This is a genomic window from Rhizobium lentis, from assembly GCF_014200175.1.
GTDB classification, from domain to species: domain Bacteria; phylum Pseudomonadota; class Alphaproteobacteria; order Rhizobiales; family Rhizobiaceae; genus Rhizobium; species Rhizobium mulingense.
This window is the reverse complement of the sequence record NZ_JACHBD010000004.1, coordinates 93,628-111,969: the sequence shown is the minus strand read 5'-3', so window position 1 is coordinate 111,969 and position 18,342 is coordinate 93,628. Positions and strand designations below refer to the sequence as shown.

The 18,342-nt window shown below is 60.6% G+C and carries 18 protein-coding genes; 6 read left to right on the top strand and 12 right to left on the bottom strand.

Translation table 11 applies throughout. From position 1 onward, the window contains the following. Nucleotides 1-356: 356 nt before the first annotated feature. The 7 genes from GGI60_RS11115 to GGI60_RS11085 are packed head-to-tail and all read right to left on the bottom strand — an operon-like array spanning nt 357 to nt 6,763. Nucleotides 357-746, bottom strand: a complete 390-nt coding sequence (locus GGI60_RS11115) for a RidA family protein (RefSeq protein WP_183915676.1) — start codon at nt 744-746, stop codon at nt 357-359. Then, nucleotides 747-1,328, bottom strand: a complete 582-nt coding sequence (locus GGI60_RS11110) for an NAD(P)H-dependent oxidoreductase (RefSeq protein WP_183915674.1) — start codon at nt 1,326-1,328, stop codon at nt 747-749. It abuts the gene before it with no gap. Beyond that, entirely contained in the window at nt 1,325-2,734 is a 1,410-nt protein-coding gene (locus GGI60_RS11105) for an FAD-binding oxidoreductase (RefSeq protein ID WP_183915671.1), read from the bottom strand. Before GGI60_RS11105 ends, GGI60_RS11110 begins: the two co-directional genes overlap by 4 nt. A 1-nt stretch (nt 2,735) precedes the next feature. Beyond that, nucleotides 2,736-4,049, bottom strand: a complete 1,314-nt coding sequence (locus tag GGI60_RS11100; protein ID WP_183915670.1) for a cytosine deaminase — start codon at nt 4,047-4,049, stop codon at nt 2,736-2,738. After that, entirely contained in the window at nt 4,049-4,882 is an 834-nt protein-coding gene (locus GGI60_RS11095; protein ID WP_183915668.1) for an ABC transporter permease, read from the bottom strand. The genes GGI60_RS11100 and GGI60_RS11095 overlap by 1 nt, the downstream gene beginning before the upstream one ends. Then, nucleotides 4,882-5,706 carry an ABC transporter ATP-binding protein gene (locus tag GGI60_RS11090; protein WP_183915666.1) on the bottom strand — a complete coding sequence of 275 codons (825 nt, stop codon included), beginning with the start codon at nt 5,704-5,706 and terminating at the stop codon, nt 4,882-4,884. Before GGI60_RS11090 ends, GGI60_RS11095 begins: the two co-directional genes overlap by 1 nt. Nucleotides 5,707-5,746: 40 nt before the next feature. Then, nucleotides 5,747-6,763, bottom strand: coding sequence for an ABC transporter substrate-binding protein (locus tag GGI60_RS11085; protein ID WP_183915663.1), 1,017 nt, complete (start codon nt 6,761-6,763; stop codon nt 5,747-5,749). Between the two features lie 182 nt (nt 6,764-6,945). On the opposite strand from GGI60_RS11085, the gene GGI60_RS11080 reads away from it, so the two are divergent. Beyond that, entirely contained in the window at nt 6,946-7,896 is a 951-nt protein-coding gene (locus GGI60_RS11080; RefSeq protein ID WP_183915662.1) for a LysR family transcriptional regulator, read from the top strand. A gap of 25 nt (nt 7,897-7,921) precedes the next feature. Here GGI60_RS11080 and GGI60_RS11075 read toward each other — a convergent pair whose 3' ends face one another. Beyond that, complete coding sequence (locus GGI60_RS11075) at nt 7,922-8,719, bottom strand: creatininase family protein (RefSeq protein ID WP_183915659.1); 798 nt, start codon at nt 8,717-8,719, stop codon at nt 7,922-7,924. A 237-nt stretch (nt 8,720-8,956) separates the two neighbouring features. On the opposite strand from GGI60_RS11075, the gene GGI60_RS11070 reads away from it, so the two are divergent. Further along, nucleotides 8,957-9,436: a DUF2938 domain-containing protein gene (locus tag GGI60_RS11070; RefSeq protein WP_183915657.1), complete on the top strand. Its 480-nt coding sequence runs from the start codon at nt 8,957-8,959 to the stop codon at nt 9,434-9,436. A 205-nt stretch (nt 9,437-9,641) separates the two neighbouring features. Here the strand turns inward: GGI60_RS11070 and GGI60_RS11065 are convergent, their stop codons facing one another. From GGI60_RS11065 to GGI60_RS11055, 3 genes are read right to left on the bottom strand one after another with little or no spacing between them, the layout of a single operon-like run. Further along, nucleotides 9,642-10,283: a ThuA domain-containing protein gene (locus GGI60_RS11065; RefSeq protein WP_183915655.1), complete on the bottom strand. Its 642-nt coding sequence runs from the start codon at nt 10,281-10,283 to the stop codon at nt 9,642-9,644. A gap of 18 nt (nt 10,284-10,301) precedes the next feature. Next, nucleotides 10,302-11,402, bottom strand: coding sequence for a Gfo/Idh/MocA family protein (locus GGI60_RS11060; protein WP_183915653.1), 1,101 nt, complete (start codon nt 11,400-11,402; stop codon nt 10,302-10,304). 32 nt (nt 11,403-11,434) lie between these two features. Next, entirely contained in the window at nt 11,435-12,634 is a 1,200-nt protein-coding gene (locus tag GGI60_RS11055; RefSeq protein ID WP_183915651.1) for an ROK family transcriptional regulator, read from the bottom strand. Nucleotides 12,635-12,832: 198 nt separating this feature from the next. On the opposite strand from GGI60_RS11055, the gene GGI60_RS11050 reads away from it, so the two are divergent. The 4 genes from GGI60_RS11050 to GGI60_RS11035 all read left to right on the top strand — a co-directional run bounded on the left by GGI60_RS11050 (nt 12,833) and on the right by GGI60_RS11035 (nt 17,095). After that, nucleotides 12,833-14,137 (top strand): extracellular solute-binding protein, encoded by a 1,305-nt coding sequence (locus tag GGI60_RS11050; RefSeq protein WP_183915649.1) that lies wholly within the window; start codon nt 12,833-12,835, stop codon nt 14,135-14,137. A gap of 81 nt (nt 14,138-14,218) precedes the next feature. Next, entirely contained in the window at nt 14,219-15,157 is a 939-nt protein-coding gene (locus tag GGI60_RS11045) for a carbohydrate ABC transporter permease (protein WP_183915647.1), read from the top strand. Then, nucleotides 15,150-15,998: a carbohydrate ABC transporter permease gene (locus tag GGI60_RS11040; protein WP_183915645.1), complete on the top strand. Its 849-nt coding sequence runs from the start codon at nt 15,150-15,152 to the stop codon at nt 15,996-15,998. The genes GGI60_RS11045 and GGI60_RS11040 overlap by 8 nt, the downstream gene beginning before the upstream one ends. Continuing rightward, nucleotides 15,884-17,095 carry an ABC transporter ATP-binding protein gene (locus tag GGI60_RS11035; protein ID WP_409527255.1) on the top strand — a complete coding sequence of 404 codons (1,212 nt, stop codon included), beginning with the start codon at nt 15,884-15,886 and terminating at the stop codon, nt 17,093-17,095. The genes GGI60_RS11040 and GGI60_RS11035 overlap by 115 nt, the downstream gene beginning before the upstream one ends. Before the next feature lie 289 nt (nt 17,096-17,384). Here GGI60_RS11035 and kdgD read toward each other — a convergent pair whose 3' ends face one another. Continuing rightward, nucleotides 17,385-18,311: a 5-dehydro-4-deoxyglucarate dehydratase gene (gene kdgD, locus GGI60_RS11030; RefSeq protein ID WP_183915641.1), complete on the bottom strand. Its 927-nt coding sequence runs from the start codon at nt 18,309-18,311 to the stop codon at nt 17,385-17,387. Between the last annotated feature and the right edge of the window lie 31 nt (nt 18,312-18,342).

Genomic DNA, 18,342 nt, shown 5'->3' with positions numbered 1-18,342 from the left:
ATTTATTGAATGAAAACGTCCAGCGATGCCGGATTGCTGTCAGAGCACAAGCATTACGATCAGTATTTTTGGCTAAATTGCAGAGGAGCGCAAGACCTTGGTGCCAATCGATACCGCACCCCTCTTGCGGTTTCCGCCGCCAGCATGTCAGGCGTTGCGGTCGGATGTTCGTCCCTTGCCGATGCCCCGCAAGACCAGCAAGTCTAGTAGATCGTCGCGTCTTTCGATGACCCCGACCGCATCGACGCCGCACGCGAAAAGAGGGGCCTTACCATCTCGAAAGCTTGGATGAGCGGCGATACGAAGCTGGGGAAGGGGGCAACTGACGGGTGGATGTTCCGAGGCGTCTCGCTTCATCAGAACACTTTGGCGGCCGTAACTTCGACTTCCACAACGAATTCCGGGCGGGTGAAACCGGCGACGACGATCAGCGTCGAGGTCGGTTTCGGATCGAGCGTATATCGATCCCGGACCTGCATATAGTCGGCGAAGTGCTCGCGCTTCGTCACAAAACCCGAGATGCGGATGACGTCGGCGAAATTCATCTCCGCCTCGGCAAGAATCGCCTTGATCGCCTCGAAGCAAAGTTCTGCCTGCGCGCCGACATCCTCCGGCACCTCCTCGTCGAGACCAACACCGAGTTGCCCGGAGGTCACGAGCAACGAGGCGCCCGGCGGCACCAGCAATCCATGATTGTAATTTCCGAAGGGACGGCGAACGGAAGAGGGATTGAAGATCTTCTTCATCTAGAACCGCTCCATCGCTGTCTTCACCTTCTCCAGAAACCGCGCCCGTGTTTCCGGTGTGCAATTGTTCATGTCGTAATGCGCAAGAAAGGTAACCGGCCTTAGCGGATTGATCTGCGCTCTCAGCACACGTTTGACGATTTTCTTCGGCGGGTTGCCGGCGGCGAAGGCGCGAAACGGCGTGGCGCCGTATGTCAGAACGGCCGCGAGCTTTCTGATATGGCGCAGCCGCGATTCCACCTTGCCGTCGACGAGGTCGAAGGAAACGCCGGGAAGCCAGACGCGGTCGAAATAGCCCTTGAGGATCGCCGGGAATCCGAAGTTCCAGATCGGCGTCACCAGCACCAGCCCTTCGGCCTGCTTCAGCCGCTCGACATAGGGTTTCACCAGGTCGGTGTTGGCAGGGTAATCGTGATAGGTGAGCCTGTCCTGGCGGGAGAGCACGGGATCGAATTCCTCGGCGTAGAGATCACACCCATCCACGGCATGGCCGGCTTTCTCAAGGCTTTCCAGCGCCTGTTTGTAAAGCGACTTGCCATAGCTTTCCTCCACAGGATGCGAATGTAGCACCAGAACCCTCATGAGGCCTCCATGACGCTCGCAAGCCCTGGAAACAGATAGTTCTTGCCGGCATTGAAGTCGAAATCCGGATTCTCCCAGGCAATCATCTTGCCGGGATTCAGCAGCCCGCGGGGATCGGTTTCGTGTTTGAAGGCGAGCTGCACCTTGTCGGTGCGCTTCATGCCGCCTTCCTCCAGCGTGTAACGGTGCGGATTGAAGATCGGGCAGCCGTGGTCCTGGTGGATCTTGATGATCTCTTCGAGCCGTTCCTCCGTGGTGTAGCGCACCAGCGGCAGGCCGGAGCATTGGATCTGCCCGTCGAACTTGATGAATTCGAGATGGCCCGGCACTTCATCACCGAAAATCTCCACCATCTTGGCAACCTTGGCCACATGATCCGGTCCAGGATACTGAACCTGCAGGTAGGTGAAGCCAGGATCGACCTTCAGCGCGCGCAGCGTCGTGTGGTTCCAGGCAAGCTCATAGGCATGCGGAATGCCTTTCATGCTTTCGACCTTGTCGGAGCGGAACATGATCTCGCCCTTGTGAGCCGCGGCAAAGGCGAGGAAAGCATCCATGGAATGCGGCGCGATCATCAGCACAACGACCGACTGGCCCTTGCGGATATAGGGTTTATGCCGGGTGAAATAATCGTGCGGTATCGGTGCGGCGATCGGCGCGATCTCCTTGACCAGGATGCCGTTGCATTTGGCGAGTGCATCCGAGAAGCGCACGGCAGCCATGAAATCATCGTAACCGACGAGTACGTCGACCCAGTCATAGGCTGGCGCCAGCGGCATCTCGATCTCGGTGATGATGCCGTTGGTGCCATAGGCGTGGCTGACCTTCTGCAGGTCCCAGCCGGTAAGGTCGAGCACGCGTGGCTCGGCCTCCATGGTGACCACGCGCAGGCGCAAAATATTGCCGAGATCGCGCAAGCCGCCCCAGGTGATCGAGCCGACGCCGCCAGAGCCCCCGGCGATAAAACCGCCCACTGTTGCCGTCTGGGCCGTCGAAGGATGGAAGCGTAACTCTTGGCCGGAATGGGCCTTGGTCTGCTTGTCGAGCTGAGCAAGAACGATGCCCGGTTCGCAGATCACCCGGCCCGGATGGATTTCCTTGATCTTATTCATGGCCGCAAGGTTCAGCACGATACCGCCTGAAAGCGGCATGGCCTGGCCGTAATTGCCGGTGCCGGCGCCGCGCGGGGTCACCGGTACGCCATGGGCAAAGGCGACCTTCAAGGTCCGGATCACCTCCTCCTCGTTCTTCGGGGTGACGACGAGATCGGCCGTCACATTGTCAAGCTGCGCCTTCAGGATCGGCGAATACCAGTAGAAATCACGGCTCTTCTGGCGCACCAGCGCCGGATTGTCCTCGAGGGCGATACCCTCGAGTTCTGTTTTAATCCTTTGATAATCCGGCATGTCAGGCTCCAACGAGGTTGTCGAGTTCACGGTAGTCCGGCAGGCTGCGGTCGATCACCTTGCCGCGGCGAAGTACCACGCGGTCGGACTGCGGACGGGAAAGAAATTCGCTCCAGCATCGAGCGCTGAAGAGCACGAGATCGGCTGAGGCGCCGGCGGCGATGCGCCCCTTATCGGGCCGGCCGAGAATATCGGCGGGCGAGGTGGTGACGACCCGCGCGGCTGTATCCAGCGGATGGTCGAGATGCAGGATGCGGACCGCCTCGCGGAAGACCTCCACCGGGTCGAGATCGCCATAGGCATAGAATGGGTCGCGGGTATTGTCGGAGGCGACCGCCGTTGCGACGCCCGCCGCAGCCAATTCCTTGAACAGGGTAACGCCCCGCCAGCGAGGCGTGCGGCTGGGGTAGCGGTCCTGCAGATACATGTTGCACATCGGCAGCGAGACGACGGCGACACCGGCCTCTGCGACAAGTGCGACCGTGCGCTTTGCCGTCTCTTCGTCGTGACGGGCGAGCGAGCAGCAATGGCCGGCCGTCACCTTGCCCTCGAAACGGTTGCGCAACACGGCCTCAGCGATTGCCTTCAAGCTTTCAGCGCCCGGATCGTCGGTCTCGTCGACATGCAGATCGACGTCGAGACCATTATCGGCCGCCGCTCTGAACAGCGTGTCGAGCTGGCTTCCGAGATCAGAGCTCATCCGGGTGACGCCGCCGATCAGGCCGCCCTTGTCGCGAACGACCGCGACCAGGTCGGCGAAATAGGCAGCATCCGCCATGTTTTCCATCGGAAAGAGCGCCACCGCCTGCAAAGCGATCCGATCCTTCCAAGCCTCGCGCATCTCGGTAAAGACCTCGAAGGAAATGCGATGCTGCGGCGCCAGGGAGTCGAGATGGGTGCGGATCAAGCTGGTGCCGTGCGCATAGGCCGAGCGCAGGGAGAATTCCATGCGCTTCTTCACGTCACCGGCCGACCAGTTCGCTTCGCGGTCGGCGCGCACTGCCTCCAAAGCTCCCGGAAATGTGCCATCCGGATTGGCGCTGCGCGGCCAGATATGACCCTTGTCAAGATGGGTGTGCATGTCGGTGAAGCAGGGCCAGACCATGCTTTCCCTAAGATCCGATTTGGCCAGTTCGGCAGGCGCCCCGCCGGGCGGCAGCACCGCGGCGATCATGCCGTCGGTGATGACGATGTCGGCTTTGACGAGCCCCTCGGCGGCGGGGGCGCCGTAACCGGTGACCGCAGCGGCAGGCAGCGTTGCGTTGCTCAGCACGAAGCGGCCGGCATTGGGTGGGGAGATGAAGGAATGGGTCATCAGTTTTCCCGTTTCAGGCTGCTCTCGTGCCAACGGTGCAGGGCAAGCCAGGAAATGAAGGAGGTGACGGCAAAGATCGCCACGCCCAGCAGGGAGAGCATCAGCAGCGCCGCAAACAGGCGCGGAATGTTCAGCCGATATTGGGCTTCGAGAAGCCGGAAGGCGAGGCCGGAACCAGCGCCCGCCGAGCCCGCGGCAAATTCCGCGACGACGGCGGCGATCAGCGCCAGTCCGCCGCCGATCCTGAGGCCTGTCATGAAGTAGGGCTGGGCGGCAGGCAGCTTGAGAAAGAACAATGTCTGCCAGCGGGATGCGCCATAGAGTTCGAAGAGATTGATGAGGTTGTGATCGACGCTTTTCAGCCCCTGGACCATGTTCGAAAGGATCGGGAAAAAGGCGACGAGGAAGGCGCAGATCAGCAGCGCCACCTGCGTCGACGGCGCATAGATCAGGATCAGCGGCGAGATTGCCACGATCGGTGTCACTTGCAGGATGACAGCCAGCGGATAGAAGGCGAGTTCGATCCAGCGCGACTGCACCAGGAAGATCGCAAAGCCGACACCGCCGACAAGCGCCAGCATCAGCGACATCAGCGTGATCTTGGTTGTGACCCAGAGGGCAGGGGCAAGCGTACCCCAGTCGGTCACGAAGGCGTTCGCCACCGCCGCCGGACCGGGCAGGATGTAAGGCGGTATGCCGGAGAGCTTCACGTAGGCGGACCAGATCAGGATCAGCGACACGATGACAAGCAAGGGGGTGCAGATGCGCAACGCCAGATCCCGGCGTCTTGCGCCAGCGGCAGGGAATGGCGGTGCATCGCTCTCATTGCGCATCAATGGTTCTCCGTCGCGTTGATCGCTCCGATCAGCGAATGCGAAAGCGTCTCGCATGCTTTGCGGTATTCTTCCGAAGTGCGGTAATGCGCATCCCGTTCAACACTGGTCGTCAGCGGAAGGTCGGCATGAACGCGCCCGGGCCGCGCCTTCATCACGACGATCCGGTTCGACAGGTAGGCTGATTCGAACACCGAATGCGTAACGAAGATGACGGTGATGCCTGTCGTCTTCCAAAGCCGCAGAACGTCGTCATTCAATTTCTGGCGCGTTATCTCGTCGAGGGCGGCGAAGGGTTCGTCCATCAGCAGGAGCTTGGGCTTCGTCACCAGCGCACGGGCGATCGATACGCGCATCTTCATTCCACCGGAAAGTTCGCGCGGATAGGCGCCGGCAAAATCCTGGAGCCCGACGGTGCTCAGCACATCCAGGATGCGATCATGTGCAGCTGTCTTCGAGACATGTCTGAGTTTCAACGGCAGATGGACGTTGTCGAACACAGTCTTCCAGGGCATCAGCGTCGGCTCCTGGAAGACGAAGCCGATGTCCCCCTCAGGAAGGCCCTTCGAATTGACGCGCGAACTCGGCCAGTCGATGTCGCCCGACGTGACGTCGCCAAGACCGGCAATAATGCGCAGTGCCGTGGACTTGCCGCAGCCGGAAGGGCCAAGCAGGCTGATGAACTCCCCGCTTTCCACGGAAAGCGTCATATTCGAAAGGGCAACGGTTCCGCTGGAGAAGGTTTTCGAGACAGAGCGCATGACGACCAGCGGCCGCTTGCGCGTCTCTTGCGGGGGTAGGGTCTGAGCTTCAGCTGTCGGCATTGCCGGTCTCGTTCACGAAAGGGAGGGCATTGGCCGGATGCTATTTCTTCATCGCCATGCCGGTGCTCTTGCACACGAATTTTGTCGTGAAAGCCTTGGTGTAGTCGGTCTCCGGCTTGAACACCTTGATCGCGACCATCTCGTCGAAGAAGGCCTTGTAGTGCGCGTCGGTCATGCAGCCGATGCCTTTGTCGAGGCTGTCGCCGGATTCGATGATGCCGTATTCCTTCATCTTGGCGATGGAGTAGGCGATCTGGCCATCCGTCATCTCAGGATTATCCTTCTTGATCAGTTCGTTCGCCTTGCTGTTGTCGCCGTAGAGGTAGTTGTACCAGCCCTCGATCGAGGCATCGACGAAGCGTTGGACGACGTCCGGTTTGCTGTCGATCATCGTCTGCGTGGTGGTGATCATCGTCGAATAGGGCGAATAACCGTTATCGGCGAGCAGGAAGACTTTCGGCTCGAAACCGGCCTGCTTCTGAATCTCATAGGGTTCCGAGGTCAGGTAACCTTGCTGGGCGGAATCCTTGTCTGCGAGGAACGGAGCCGGGCTGAAATTATAAGGCTTGTACTGCTCGTCCCGGAAGCCTTTGAAGTTCGCCTTCATCCATTCGAAATAGGTGAGATAGCCGTCCTTGCCGAGAAAAAGTGTCTTGAGCTTGGCGAGATCTTCGAACTTGTCGATGCCGGCATCGGGGTGCGCGATCAGCACCTGCGGATCCTTCTGGAAGATCGCCGCGACGTCGACCAGCGGAATGCCCTGTTCGACGGCGGAGATCTCGCCCTGCGGGCCACCCATGTAAAAGTCGATCTTGCCCGAAATCAAAAGCGCGCTGTTCGCCGCATTCGGGCCGCCCTGGACGATGGTCACGTCAAGGCCATGTTTCGCATAGGTGCCATCGGCGACCGCCTGATAGAACCCGCCATGCTCGGCCTGCGCCAGCCAGTTCGTGCCATAGCTGACTTTGTCGGCCGCTTGCACGGGTGCGATCGAGGCAAGAATTCCGCCGAGGCCGGCAAGTGCGGAAAAGACGGTGTTCTTCAGTATATTGGACATGATCGACGTTCCCCTCGTGAGTCCGCAACGTCTCTGGCGACGTCCGGTTTTCTTCATAGGAGCGATTGCTTTGCTCTTTGAAAAGCATCAAATTTCGTGCGCAATGATGCCTTTTCGGCATCTCACCGAAAGCCTGTGCCTAATTTGCGCTATGCGCTTGTTTTTTGTGCAACGAGGTCATGATGCTGCATTCGAGAAAGCTTCTCTATATCAACGAGATCGCGCGCTCGGGCTCGATCCGCAAAGCGGCCGCGCGCTTGAACGTGGCGTCATCAGCGATCAACCGACAGATTTTGGCGCTGGAAGAGGAAATGGGCGCGCCGCTCTTCGAGCGCCTGCCGCGCGGCCTGCGCCTGACCGCAGCCGGCGAGCTCTGCATTGAACATATTCGCGAGGTCCTGAAGAATTATGAGCGGCTGGAGGGCCGCATCCGCAGCCTGAAGATGCAGCAGGCCGGCAAGGTGCGCCTGGTGACCACTGTCGGTCTCGCGGCGGGACCGCTGCCTGACATCATTGCGCGGTTCCAATCGGAGCATCCGCGTGTCTTCATGCAGTTGCGCAATGACGCCGGTACGATGACGGTCAACCCGGTGCTGTCAGGGGAAGTAGATATCGGCCTCGGCTTCAATATTCCTGCTACCCCCGGCATCCGCACGCTTGGCAATTTCGACATTCCGATCGGCGTCGTCTTCCCGCCGGGCCATCATCTCATTGGTCCTGGTCCGATCAACCTGGCCGATATCGTCCAGGAACGCCTGGTGCTGGCCCAGCAGGGCACCAGCCTGCGCGACGTGATCAATCTCGCCCTGGCGCGCCTTGACGTGCATGTCGAGCCGGTTCTTGAAACCAACGCGTCGGAGATGCTGAAGAAGCTGGTCAAGTCCGGAGCAGGGCTGACGATCCTGAACCCGCTCGACGTCATCACCGAATGCCGCCAGGGCGAACTCGTCTTCCGGCCGATCGCCGAGCCGCATGCGCGCCATCAGCCAATGAAGCTTTTTGCCCGCGCCCGCGCCCCGCTCGATTCCGCCACCAGCCTCTTCGTCGAATATCTCCTGGCCGAACTTGCCGGACTGGTGGAGGAACTGCAGGCGAAGGGCCACATTGCGGTGGAAAAATCCGCGGCGATATGAGCCGCACCTCGGGTACCAACAGACGTTATTTCAAATAGAGATTGGACAGCGGGTACCGCTTCAGATCGTGGAGCAGCTCGATAAATCCCTTCACCTGGTGGCGGCAGATCGCTTCGCCCTTTCCGGCTGTCCCGAGCGCGGCATTGCCGACCACACCATTTGGATTGAGATCGTGGGCGATCCAGGCAAGGGAATGGGGCGGCAGAGGCTGGATATATTTCGATTGCTGGCGCATCGATTCCGCCTGCGAGGTGAAATTCTGCGCCTTGTTCATCCGCACCAAATCGGGGCGGAAATGCAGCATCAGCGAGGTTTCTACCTCGCCGCCGTGGATGCCGTATTTCAGCTCGTGTTCGCTGATCATCCCTTCGGGATGGCCGAAGCGGCCCCATTGCGTCGAGACCACGGCCATCTGACAGCGCACCCGCAACTCACGCGCGACGATGCTCATGATGTCGACATTGCCGCCATGCGAATTGACGATCACCATCTTGCGGATACCGGCTTCGGCGACCTTGGCCCCGATCGCCGTCCAGACGGGGATGAGCAAATCCGCACCAAGCGACAAGGTTCCAGGGCCGTGGATATGCTCGTTTGCCTTGCCGATCTCCTGCGTCGGCAGGACCAGAAAATCGAGGTCCCCGGGTTTTTGCCTTCGCAGTTCGGCCAGCATGCCGTTGGCGATCACCACGTCGGTTGCGACCGGAAGGTGCGGGCCGTGCTGTTCGGTTGAGGCGATGGGTAGGATGGCGATCGTCGTATCCGGCGAAAGTCCGGCGAAATCATAGGTGTTCAACTCGTTCCAGTAGAATGGCAGTGCCATCGCCGCGCCTCTCATTGCCCTTCCGATCGTGAGTAAGAAAAATCGTTGCACGCGAAAAGCATCAATTTGCGCCTGCACCGATGCCTTTTTGCGGATGATAGAGGGGTGACGGCCGTGCAAACTGCGTGGTGCGCCGTATCAAACCGGAATTCCGGGGAAGGAATTGATCAGTTGCGTCAGCGTGGCCGCAATGATCATCTAGGGCCTCCTCCCATCAACGCTTTCCGGTGATTCCCGATGTTCGATATTCTGTGGCGCGGCTTGGCGATCGGCGTCGGCGCAACCATCCTCATGGATCTCTGGGCGATCCTGCTCGCCAAGGTCTTCGGCCAGCCGCCGGCCAATTGGGCGCCGGTCGGTCGCTGGTTCTGGCATCTCGGCCGCGGCAAGGTCTTTCATGACAACATCGCCGATGCCGAACCTTATGCCGGGGAATTGGCGCTCGGCTGGATCAGCCACTACGCCGTCGGCATTCTCTATGGCGTGATCTTCGCGATCATCATGGGGCAGGGCTGGCTCGCCGCACCGACATTCCTCCCCGCCTGGATATTCGGCATCGTCACAGTCGGGGCGGGGTGGTTCCTGCTGCAGCCCGGTCTCGGCCTCGGTTGGGCAGCTTCCAAACATCCGAAGCCGATGAAGGTTCGATGCTTCAATCTGCTCGCGCATACGGTTTTCGCGCTGGGGCTATTTGGGACGGCGTTGATCATTCGCTGAGATTGCCGAAAACCCCTCGCCAACCCCTCCCCACAAGGGGGAGGGACTAAGCTGTGGCGTCCGGCGGCGACCAAAAGCAGAGGTCTTGCTGGCTGTCACCGTTCGACGAAACGATAGAGTTTATGTGAAGCGGTGCGGCATTCTTAGTCCCTTTTTTGGGGAGGGATTGGAGAGGGGTCTTTGGGTCCCCGCAAGCCGAACAGCCCTATCGCGCCGCCCAATTCGCGCCGCGGCGGAAGATTGTCTTCATCTCGGGAATGTCGAATTCCTTGGCCTGGTGGCCGAGCGAGGAATAGAAGACGCGGCCCTTGCCGTATCTGCGCTTCCAGACCACAGGCATGACGACGCCGTCGATCCAGTAGGCGTGCTCGCCGGTGAACCTCGTCGTTGCCAGAACCTCGTTCGAGGGGTCGACATGCATGTAATATTGCTCAGAGGTGTAGGGAAAATCGGCGATCCCCTCCATCAGCGGATCGTCCGGCCGGGTGATATTGACGGTATAGTCGATGATGTTGCCGGGATGGGCCACCCACTGGCCGCCGATGATGAACTGATAATCGACGGAATCGCGAAAGGCATCGCCGGCGCCACCGTGATAGCCAGCAATGCCGACGCCGCTTTCGATCGCGGCCGCGAGGTTCTTGACCTCCTCCTTCTCGATCTTCGACATCGTCATGATCGGCACGACGAGGCTGAGATCATGGACGGAAGGGTCGGCGAGCGCCTCCGTGCCGTGTTCGAGATAAACCTTGAAACCGTCTTCCTCGAGCATGGTCTTGATGATTTCGGCGCATTCCTGCGGCTCGTGCCCGCTCCAGCCACCCCAGACGATCAGTGCTTCACGCATTCTCTTTCCTCCTGAAACTTATTTCGCCAGCCGTCCGTCGACGATGGATTGGGACAAGGGGGCGGGGCGTTCCACCGCCGTTGATATCGTCACCGTTCGGCCGGTTTCGGACGCGGTATGGAAGGCTTCCATGACTTCGAGCACGTGCAGCGCCAGATCGCCATTGGCGCGGTGCGGCCGCTTCGAGCGGATTGCATGCGCCATGTCGGCGACGCCGAGCGAGCGGAAATTGCCTTCGGCATAGGGCGCGGTGACCGGCTGGTCCTCGAAGGCGCCGCCCTTCTTCAGATACTCGACAGGACCGGCAAACTTGTTGGGATCCGGGACGATCAGCGTGCCCTCGGTTCCGTAGACTTCGAGCGGCACATGCTTGTGGGCGGCGACATCGAAGCTCATGGCAATCTGCACGACCGCGCCATTGGCAAAAGCCATCATGCCGGCGACATGGGTCGGCACATGCACGGGAATACGCTCGCCATTACGCGGCTCGCTGGTAATAAGCCGTTCGGCCCGTGGCGTCGTCGCAAAGCCCGCGACCTGCGATACCGGCCCGAGCAGATTGACGAGTTCGGTAATGTAATAGGGACCCATATCGAGCATCGGCCCGCCGCCGACCTCGTAATAGAAGGCTGGGTTCGGATGCCAACGCTCATGGCCCGGGCACATGAAGCTTGCCGAGCCGCCGACCGGTTGGCCGATGACGCCCTGGTCGATCAGGGCACGGGCCGTCTGGTGGCCGCCGCCGAGGAAGGTGTCAGGCGCGGCGCCGATACGCAAATTCCTGGCCTTGGCGGCCTCGGCCAATTTTTTCCCTTCTGCGAAATTAATCCCAAGCGGCTTTTCCGAATAGGTATGCTTGCCGGCCTCGAGCGCCTGGAGCGCCACGGCGACATGGGCTTTCGGGATGGTCAGATTGACGATGATTTCGACTTTGGGATCGGCGAAGAGTTCTTCGACTGATTTGGCGGGAACGTTGAATTCGCGCGCCTTGGCCTCGGCGAGCTCCCGGTTGAGATCGGCGACACCGCGGATATCGAGAATGGGAAAGGAGGCCATCGCTGTGAGATAGGCGCCCGAAATATTGCCGCATCCGATGATGCCGACACCGACTTTGTCCATGAATTCCTCCATTGATCTTGAGTGTGCGCTCCTCAGAGCGCCGGCCCGGTAGTGCTCCAGGGCGATTCGTAGAGTTCGTAGAGCGCTACTGCGGCCGCGCCCTGCGCCCAGAAATCATCGCTCGAATCATCGAAGACGAGTTCACTCACGCCGCGTAGCGACGGCGGAATGGCGAGCGCATAGGCATCGCGCAGGCTGTTCAAAAAGGGTTCGCCGAGCGCCAGGCTGGAGCCGACAAGGATGACGCGGGGCGGCGCAAACAGCGTGACAATGTTGGCGATGGTCAATCCCACGGCTTCGCCGGCGCGGATGGCAGCGCCAATCAACCGGTCGTCGTCGGCCTTGATGAGAGCCTGGGCATGGGTCATGCCGCGCCCGAGGCGGATCGCTTCGGCAAAACGCCCGTCGGCCTGCTGTTCGCCGAGGATCGCGCTTTCGCCGGCCTGGCTGAAAAGCCGCACGATGCCGTTCGGTCCCATGCCAAGCACGAGATCGCCGAGATTGTGGCTGAGGCCGCCGGCGCCACGGAACAGGCGGTTGCCGTGCAACACGCCGAGTCCCAGCGTCTGTTCCAGCGAAATCAATACCATATCCTCGAGATCCCTGGCTCTTCCGAACCAGTGATGGCCGAGCGTGATGGCATGGGCGTCGCTTTCGACGATGGTCGGCGTCGATAGCCGCGTCGACATTTCGGCGGCAAAATCGACATTGGTGTCGCGAAAGATCGGGCTGCTTCTGATGTAGCCGGTGCGATGCTCGACGACGCCGGGAAAGCCGAGGCAGATACTGTCGACATCTTCCAGCGACAGTCCAGCGTCGACGACGCAGCGCCTGACCCCGTCCTCGACCAGATCGGCGATGACGCCGATCGGCTGCCGGTCGATACGGATCGGCAGAGCGAGCTTCGACAGCACGTCACCGCGGAAATTGGTGACGACGAACACCATCCGGTTGGCGGCGATCTTGCCGCCGACGACGCGGGCAGCGTCCGGATTGAGCTCCAGCGCCACGCGCGGCCTGCCACGCACAGTCTCATTGCGGATATCGCCTTCATGACGTGGCAGGATCAGCCCATCGTCGAGCAGCGAGGCAGTGATGGCGGAGACGGTGGTCGTCGAGAGTTCAGTCCGTTCGCTGATCTCGATGCGCGAGATGGGACCATGTCGCCGGATGGTATCGAGCACGTTCAAGCGATTGATCGCGCGCATCAATTCTGGATCTGCGGTCTTCATGAAAAACTAGCCGGCATTGTTCGTTGGGCGGAAGCCAATATTTTTAACGGGTTACGAAATAAATAGCAGGCAATTCCGCGGACCTGTCAAGCGCATTTGCTAAAAATAGCGGCGATCGGGTTGACATCCGATGAAACCTCCGTTGAATTAATCCGCATTGGGGAAAAATTGTGAGGATCGGTCCCCAGGGAGGAAATCATGAATTTCATGCTGAAGAACGCCGGTTTCGGCGGCAGGCGCATCGTATCTATGGCCGCGGCAGCCGGCATGTTGCTGGCCGGAGCAGGAGCCGCCTCGGCGACGACGGTTGTCAAATGGCTGCATCTCGAGCTCGATCCGAAAAATGTCGCGGCCTGGGAGGATATCGTCAAGAAATACGAAGCCCAGCATCCCGATGTCGACATCCAGATGCAGTTCCTCGAAAACGAGGCCTTCAAGGCCAAGCTTCCGACATTGCTGCAGTCCGACGACGTGCCGGATTTCTTTTTCAGTTGGGGCGGCGGCGTGTTGAAGCAGCAGTCCGAGACCGGCGCTCTTCAGGATGTGACGGCAGCCCTCGACGCCGATGGCGGCAAGCTGCGCAAGGCCTATACCCCGGCATCGGTCGATGGCTTAACTTTTGAGGGTAAGACCTGGGCCATTCCCTACAAGGTCGGTCTCGTCAGCTTTTTCTATAACAAGGCGCTGTTCGCCAAGGCTGGCGTCAAGGTCGAGGACATCAAGACCTGGACTGATTTCCTCGCTGCGGTGAAGAAGATCAAGGCAGCCGGCATCGTGCCGATCGCCGGCGGCGGCGGCGAGAAATGGCCGATCCATTTCTACTGGAGCTATCTCGTCATGCGCGAGGGCGGCCAGAAGGTCTTCGACGCGGCCAAGAACGGCGAAGGCGAAGGTTTCCTCGATCCGGCGATCATCAAGGCCGGTGACGACCTCGCCGAACTGGGCAAGCTGGAACCTTTCCAGCCCGGCTATCTCGGCGCCACCTGGCCGCAGACGCTCGGCGTTTTCGGGGACGGCAAGGCGGCGATGATCCTCGGTTTTGAAGCGACCGAGGCCAACCAGCGCAAGAATGCCGGCGACGGCAAGGGCCTGGCCCCCGACAATATCGGCCGTTTCGTCTTCCCGACGGTGGAGGGCGGCGCCGGCAAGCCGACGGACACGCTTGGCGGCCTGAACGGCTGGGCCGTCACCAAGAAAGCTTCCAAGGAAGCAATCGATTTCCTCGCTTTCCTGACGAATGCGGAGAATGAGCGGGCGATGGCCAAATCAGGCATGTTGCTTCCCGTTGCCGTCGGCGCCGATGACGGCGTCGTCAACCCGCTGCTTGCCGAATCCGCCAAACAGCTGGCGGGTTCAACCTGGCATCAGAACTTCTTCGACCAGGATCTCGGTGCGGCCGTCGGCCGTGTCGTCAACGACGTCTCGGTGGAAATCGTCTCCGGACAGATGAACTCCAAGGACGGCGCCCAGATGATCCAGGATGCTTTCGAGCTGGAACAATAACCAGCGCCCGCAGAACCTTCCGGCGCTCCTGCCAATTGGGAGCGCCGGCATCGCTGCCGACGAGATGCGAAAGCAGGAACCATGGCCAATATCTCAGTCCTATCGACACCGAGCGCCGCAAGGCCGGCAAGACGAGCCGCAAACCGGAAGAGTTCAGTCGCTCACGATCGGCTGACGGTTCTGTTGCTCTTCCTGCCGCCGGCCCTGCTGCTGTTCACGCTCTTCGTCATCATGCCGATGGGCGAGGCGGCCTGGTACAGCCTCTACAAATGGAACGGCTACGGCACGCCCACCGAGTTCATCTCCCTGCGCAATTTCCAGGTCCTGTTCCGCAATGCCGCCTTCACCCAGGCGCTGGTCAATAACGGCCTGATCATCATTATCTCGATCTGCATCCAGGTGCCGCTCGCCATCTGGCTGGCTACCATGCTGGCCCATCGCATTCCCGGCGTCGTCGGCTACCGGCTGATCTTCTTCCTGCCCTATGTGCTGGCGGATGTTGCCGCAGGCCTGATCTGGCGTTTCGTCTATGATGGCGATTACGGCCTGTTTGCCGCTATTTCCAACTTCTTCGGCTTCGCCAACCCTTATGTACTCGCCGACAAGGACGTGGCGATCTATGCCGTGCTTGGGGTCATCGTCTGGAAATATTTCGGCTTCCACATGATGCTGTTCATCGCCGGCCTGCAATCGGTCGATAAGAGCGTGCTGGAAGCGGCCGAAATCGACGGCGCCACCGGCTGGCAGAAATTCCGTTACGTCACTTTGCCGCTGCTCGGCTCGACCTTGCGCCTGTCGATCTTCTTTGCCGTCGTCGGCTCGCTGCAGCTCTTCGACATGATCATGCCGCTGACCGGCGGCGGACCATCGAACTCCACCCAGACGATGGTCACCTTTCTCTACACCTATGGCGTCATGCGCATGCAGGTGGGCTTGGGCAGCGCCGTCGGCGTCGTGCTCTTCATCATCTGCGTGACGCTTGCCTTCGGCTACAAAAGGATCTTCATGCGCCATGACTGATATGAGCTCCTCCATCCGCATGCGCGCCTCGACCCGCATCTATCTCTACGCGTCCCTGACCATGATTGCCGCCATCGTGCTGATCCCGCTGCTGACGACGGCGCTTGGCGGCTTCAAGACACTGGGCGACCTGCGCACCAATCCCTTCGGCCTGCCGACCGAGTGGCAGTGGACGAACTATACCGACATCCTCTTCGGCGGGCGTTACTGGCTGCAGATCGGCAATTCGCTGATCATCGCAGCGCTGACCGTGCTGCTGACGCTGATCGTCTCGTCCATGGCGGCCTTCGCCTTCGCCCATGTCCGCTTCTTCGGTTCGTCCTTCCTGCTCAATTATTTTCTGCTCGGGCTGATGTTTCCGGCAGCGACCGCGATCCTGCCGCTCTTCATCCGCATTCGCGATCTCGGGCTGTTGAATACCTACTGGGGCGTGGTGCTGCCGCAGGTCGCCTTCGGCCTCGGCATGAGCATCCTTTTGTTCAGGAACTATTTCCGCAACCTTCCGGAAGAATTGTTCCAGGCGGCCTTCGTCGATGGCTGCGGTTATCTCAGGTTCTTCTGGCACGTCTCGCTGCCGCTCTCCCGGCCGATCGTCGCCACCGTCAGCATCATCTCCTTTGTCGGCAGCTGGAACAGCTACATCCTGCCGCTGATCATGCTGAACTCGGAATCGAAATACCCATGGCCTCTCGGCATCATGGTCTATCGCGGCGAATACGGCACGGAATGGCAACTGGTGCTCGCCTTCATCACGCTCACCATCCTTCCCACGATCATCGTCTTTTTCGTCGCCCAGCGGCACATCATCGCCGGCCTGACTGCCGGCGCCGTCAAGTCCTGAGCCGAACTATTGGAGCTGCAATCATGGCATCCGTTTCACTGCACGATGTAAGCAAGGCCTATGGCGCCGTCGACGTTATCCACGGCATTTCCCTTCATATCGACGATGGCGAATTCGTTGCCCTCGTCGGACCGTCCGGCTGCGGAAAATCGACGCTGCTGCGGATGATCGCCGGTCTGGAAGAGATCACCGACGGCGAGATCGCGATCGGCGGCAATGTCGTCAACGGCATGACGCCGCGCGAGCGCAACATCGCCATGGTCTTCCAGTCCTACGCGCTCTATCCGCATATGACTGTGGCGGAAAATATGGGTTTCAACCTGAAGCTTGCCGGCGTCCAAAAGCCTGAGATCGAGGCCCGCGTTGCTGAAGCCGCCCGCATGCTCGATCTCGCAAAGCTGCTCGACCGCAAGCCGGCGCAGCTTTCCGGCGGCCAACGCCAGCGTGTCGCCATGGGCCGGGCCATCGTGCGCAACCCCGCCGTCTTCCTGTTCGACGAACCGCTTTCCAACCTCGATGCTAAACTCCGCGTGCAGATGCGTTCGGAGATCAAGACGCTGCACCAGAAGGTGAAGACGACCTCGATCTATGTCACCCACGACCAGATCGAGGCGATGACGCTCGCTGACCGCATCGTCGTGCTCAATCACGGCAGGGTTGAGCAGTCGGGTACGCCGCTCGAACTCTATAAGAAACCCGCCAATCTCTTCGTCGCCGCCTTTATCGGGTCGCCGGCGATGAACATGCTCGACGGCACGGTCACCGGAGAAAACGGCGAACCCACCGCCCGCCTCGACGATGGCACAGCGATCCGTATCGCGCCCGACCGCAAGGTCAGACCCGGCCAGGCCGTCACCATCGGCCTGCGCCCCGAACATCTCATCCCCGGCATATCGGTCGGCACGCCGCTTGGCGGCCGTACCATGCTGGTGGAACCCACAGGCGCCCAGACCCATATCGTCTTCGATCTCGCCGGCCAGCAGGTGACGGCGGTCGTCGACGGCGAATACCCCGCCCGCTACGGCGCCGTCTTCGAGGCGAGTATCGCCAGCGACCAGGTGCATGTCTTCGATCGTGGCAGCGGGATGGCGTTGTAGGCGAAGATTAGTCTGCTGGGGAATGGCGAGGGTGCGGCGCATCGTCTTCTCCCCTCGGGGAGAAGGTGCCGGCAGGCGGATGAGGGGGGCGGAACGGCACCCCCTCACGTAAATTCTATTCCGGCACGCGGCCGGAATTGCCGTGCGCAGCATCCCGCACATAGCGAGATGAGCCGGAGGAGAAGACCGGCATCGTCGGCCCCCTCATCCGCCCTACGGGCACCTTCTCCCCGAGGGGGAGAAGAGGGAATCGAGAGGGCGCGGCAGATACTCCTGCCGTCCTCGGCGATTATTCCGCCGCAATCCGCGAGACGCCGTTGGCCTGCACGATTTTCTCCAGCAGCGCCAATTCTTCCTGGGTGAGATCCGTCAAAGGCGGGCGCACCGGGCCGGGGTTCTGGCCGAGCACTCGCAGGCCGGCCTTGATGATCGAGACGGCATAGCCTTTCTTGCGGTTGCGCAAGGCGACGAAGGGGAAGAAGAAGCCCTTCAGGATTTCGTCGACGGTCGCCTGGTCGCCGGTGCGCAAGGCGCCGTAAAAGCGCTGGGCCAGCGCCGGGACGAAATTGAAAACGGCCGAGGAATACGTTGTAACGCCGGCGGCGAAATAGGCTTGCGCATAGACTTCATGGGTCGGCATGCCGCCGACATAGACCAGCCGGTTGCCGAGCAGCGTGGTGATCTCGATGACCTTGTCGACATCGCCGACGCCGTCCTTGAAGCCGATCAGATTCGGGCATTCCTCGGCAAGGCGCGCGATGCTTTCGGCTGTCAGGACGGCGTTGTCGCGGTTATAGACGATGACGCCGATGCCGACCGATTGGCAGACCGCCTTGACATGGGCGATCAGGCCTGCCTGTTCGGCAAACATCAGATAGGGCGGGAGCAGCAGCAATCCGTCGGCGCCTGCCTTTTCGGCCGCCTGTGCGATTTCGATGGCAAGCGACGTGCCGTAGCCGGTTCCGGAGATGATCGGCGTATTGCCCGCCGACGCCTTGGCGGCTCGGACGACCTGCGGAATCTCGCTCGGATTGAGCGAGAAGAATTCCCCGGTGCCGCCGGCGGCAAACAGTGCGGCGGCGTCGTAACCGGCAAGCCACTCGACATGGCGGCGGTACTTCGCCTCGTCGAATTTCAGCTGGTCGTCGAAATGCGTGACCGGAAACGAGAGCAGGCCACTGCCGACGGCCTTCTTCAATTCAATCGGGTTCATCATCAAGTCCTATTCCTTACGAGTTGAAATTGGG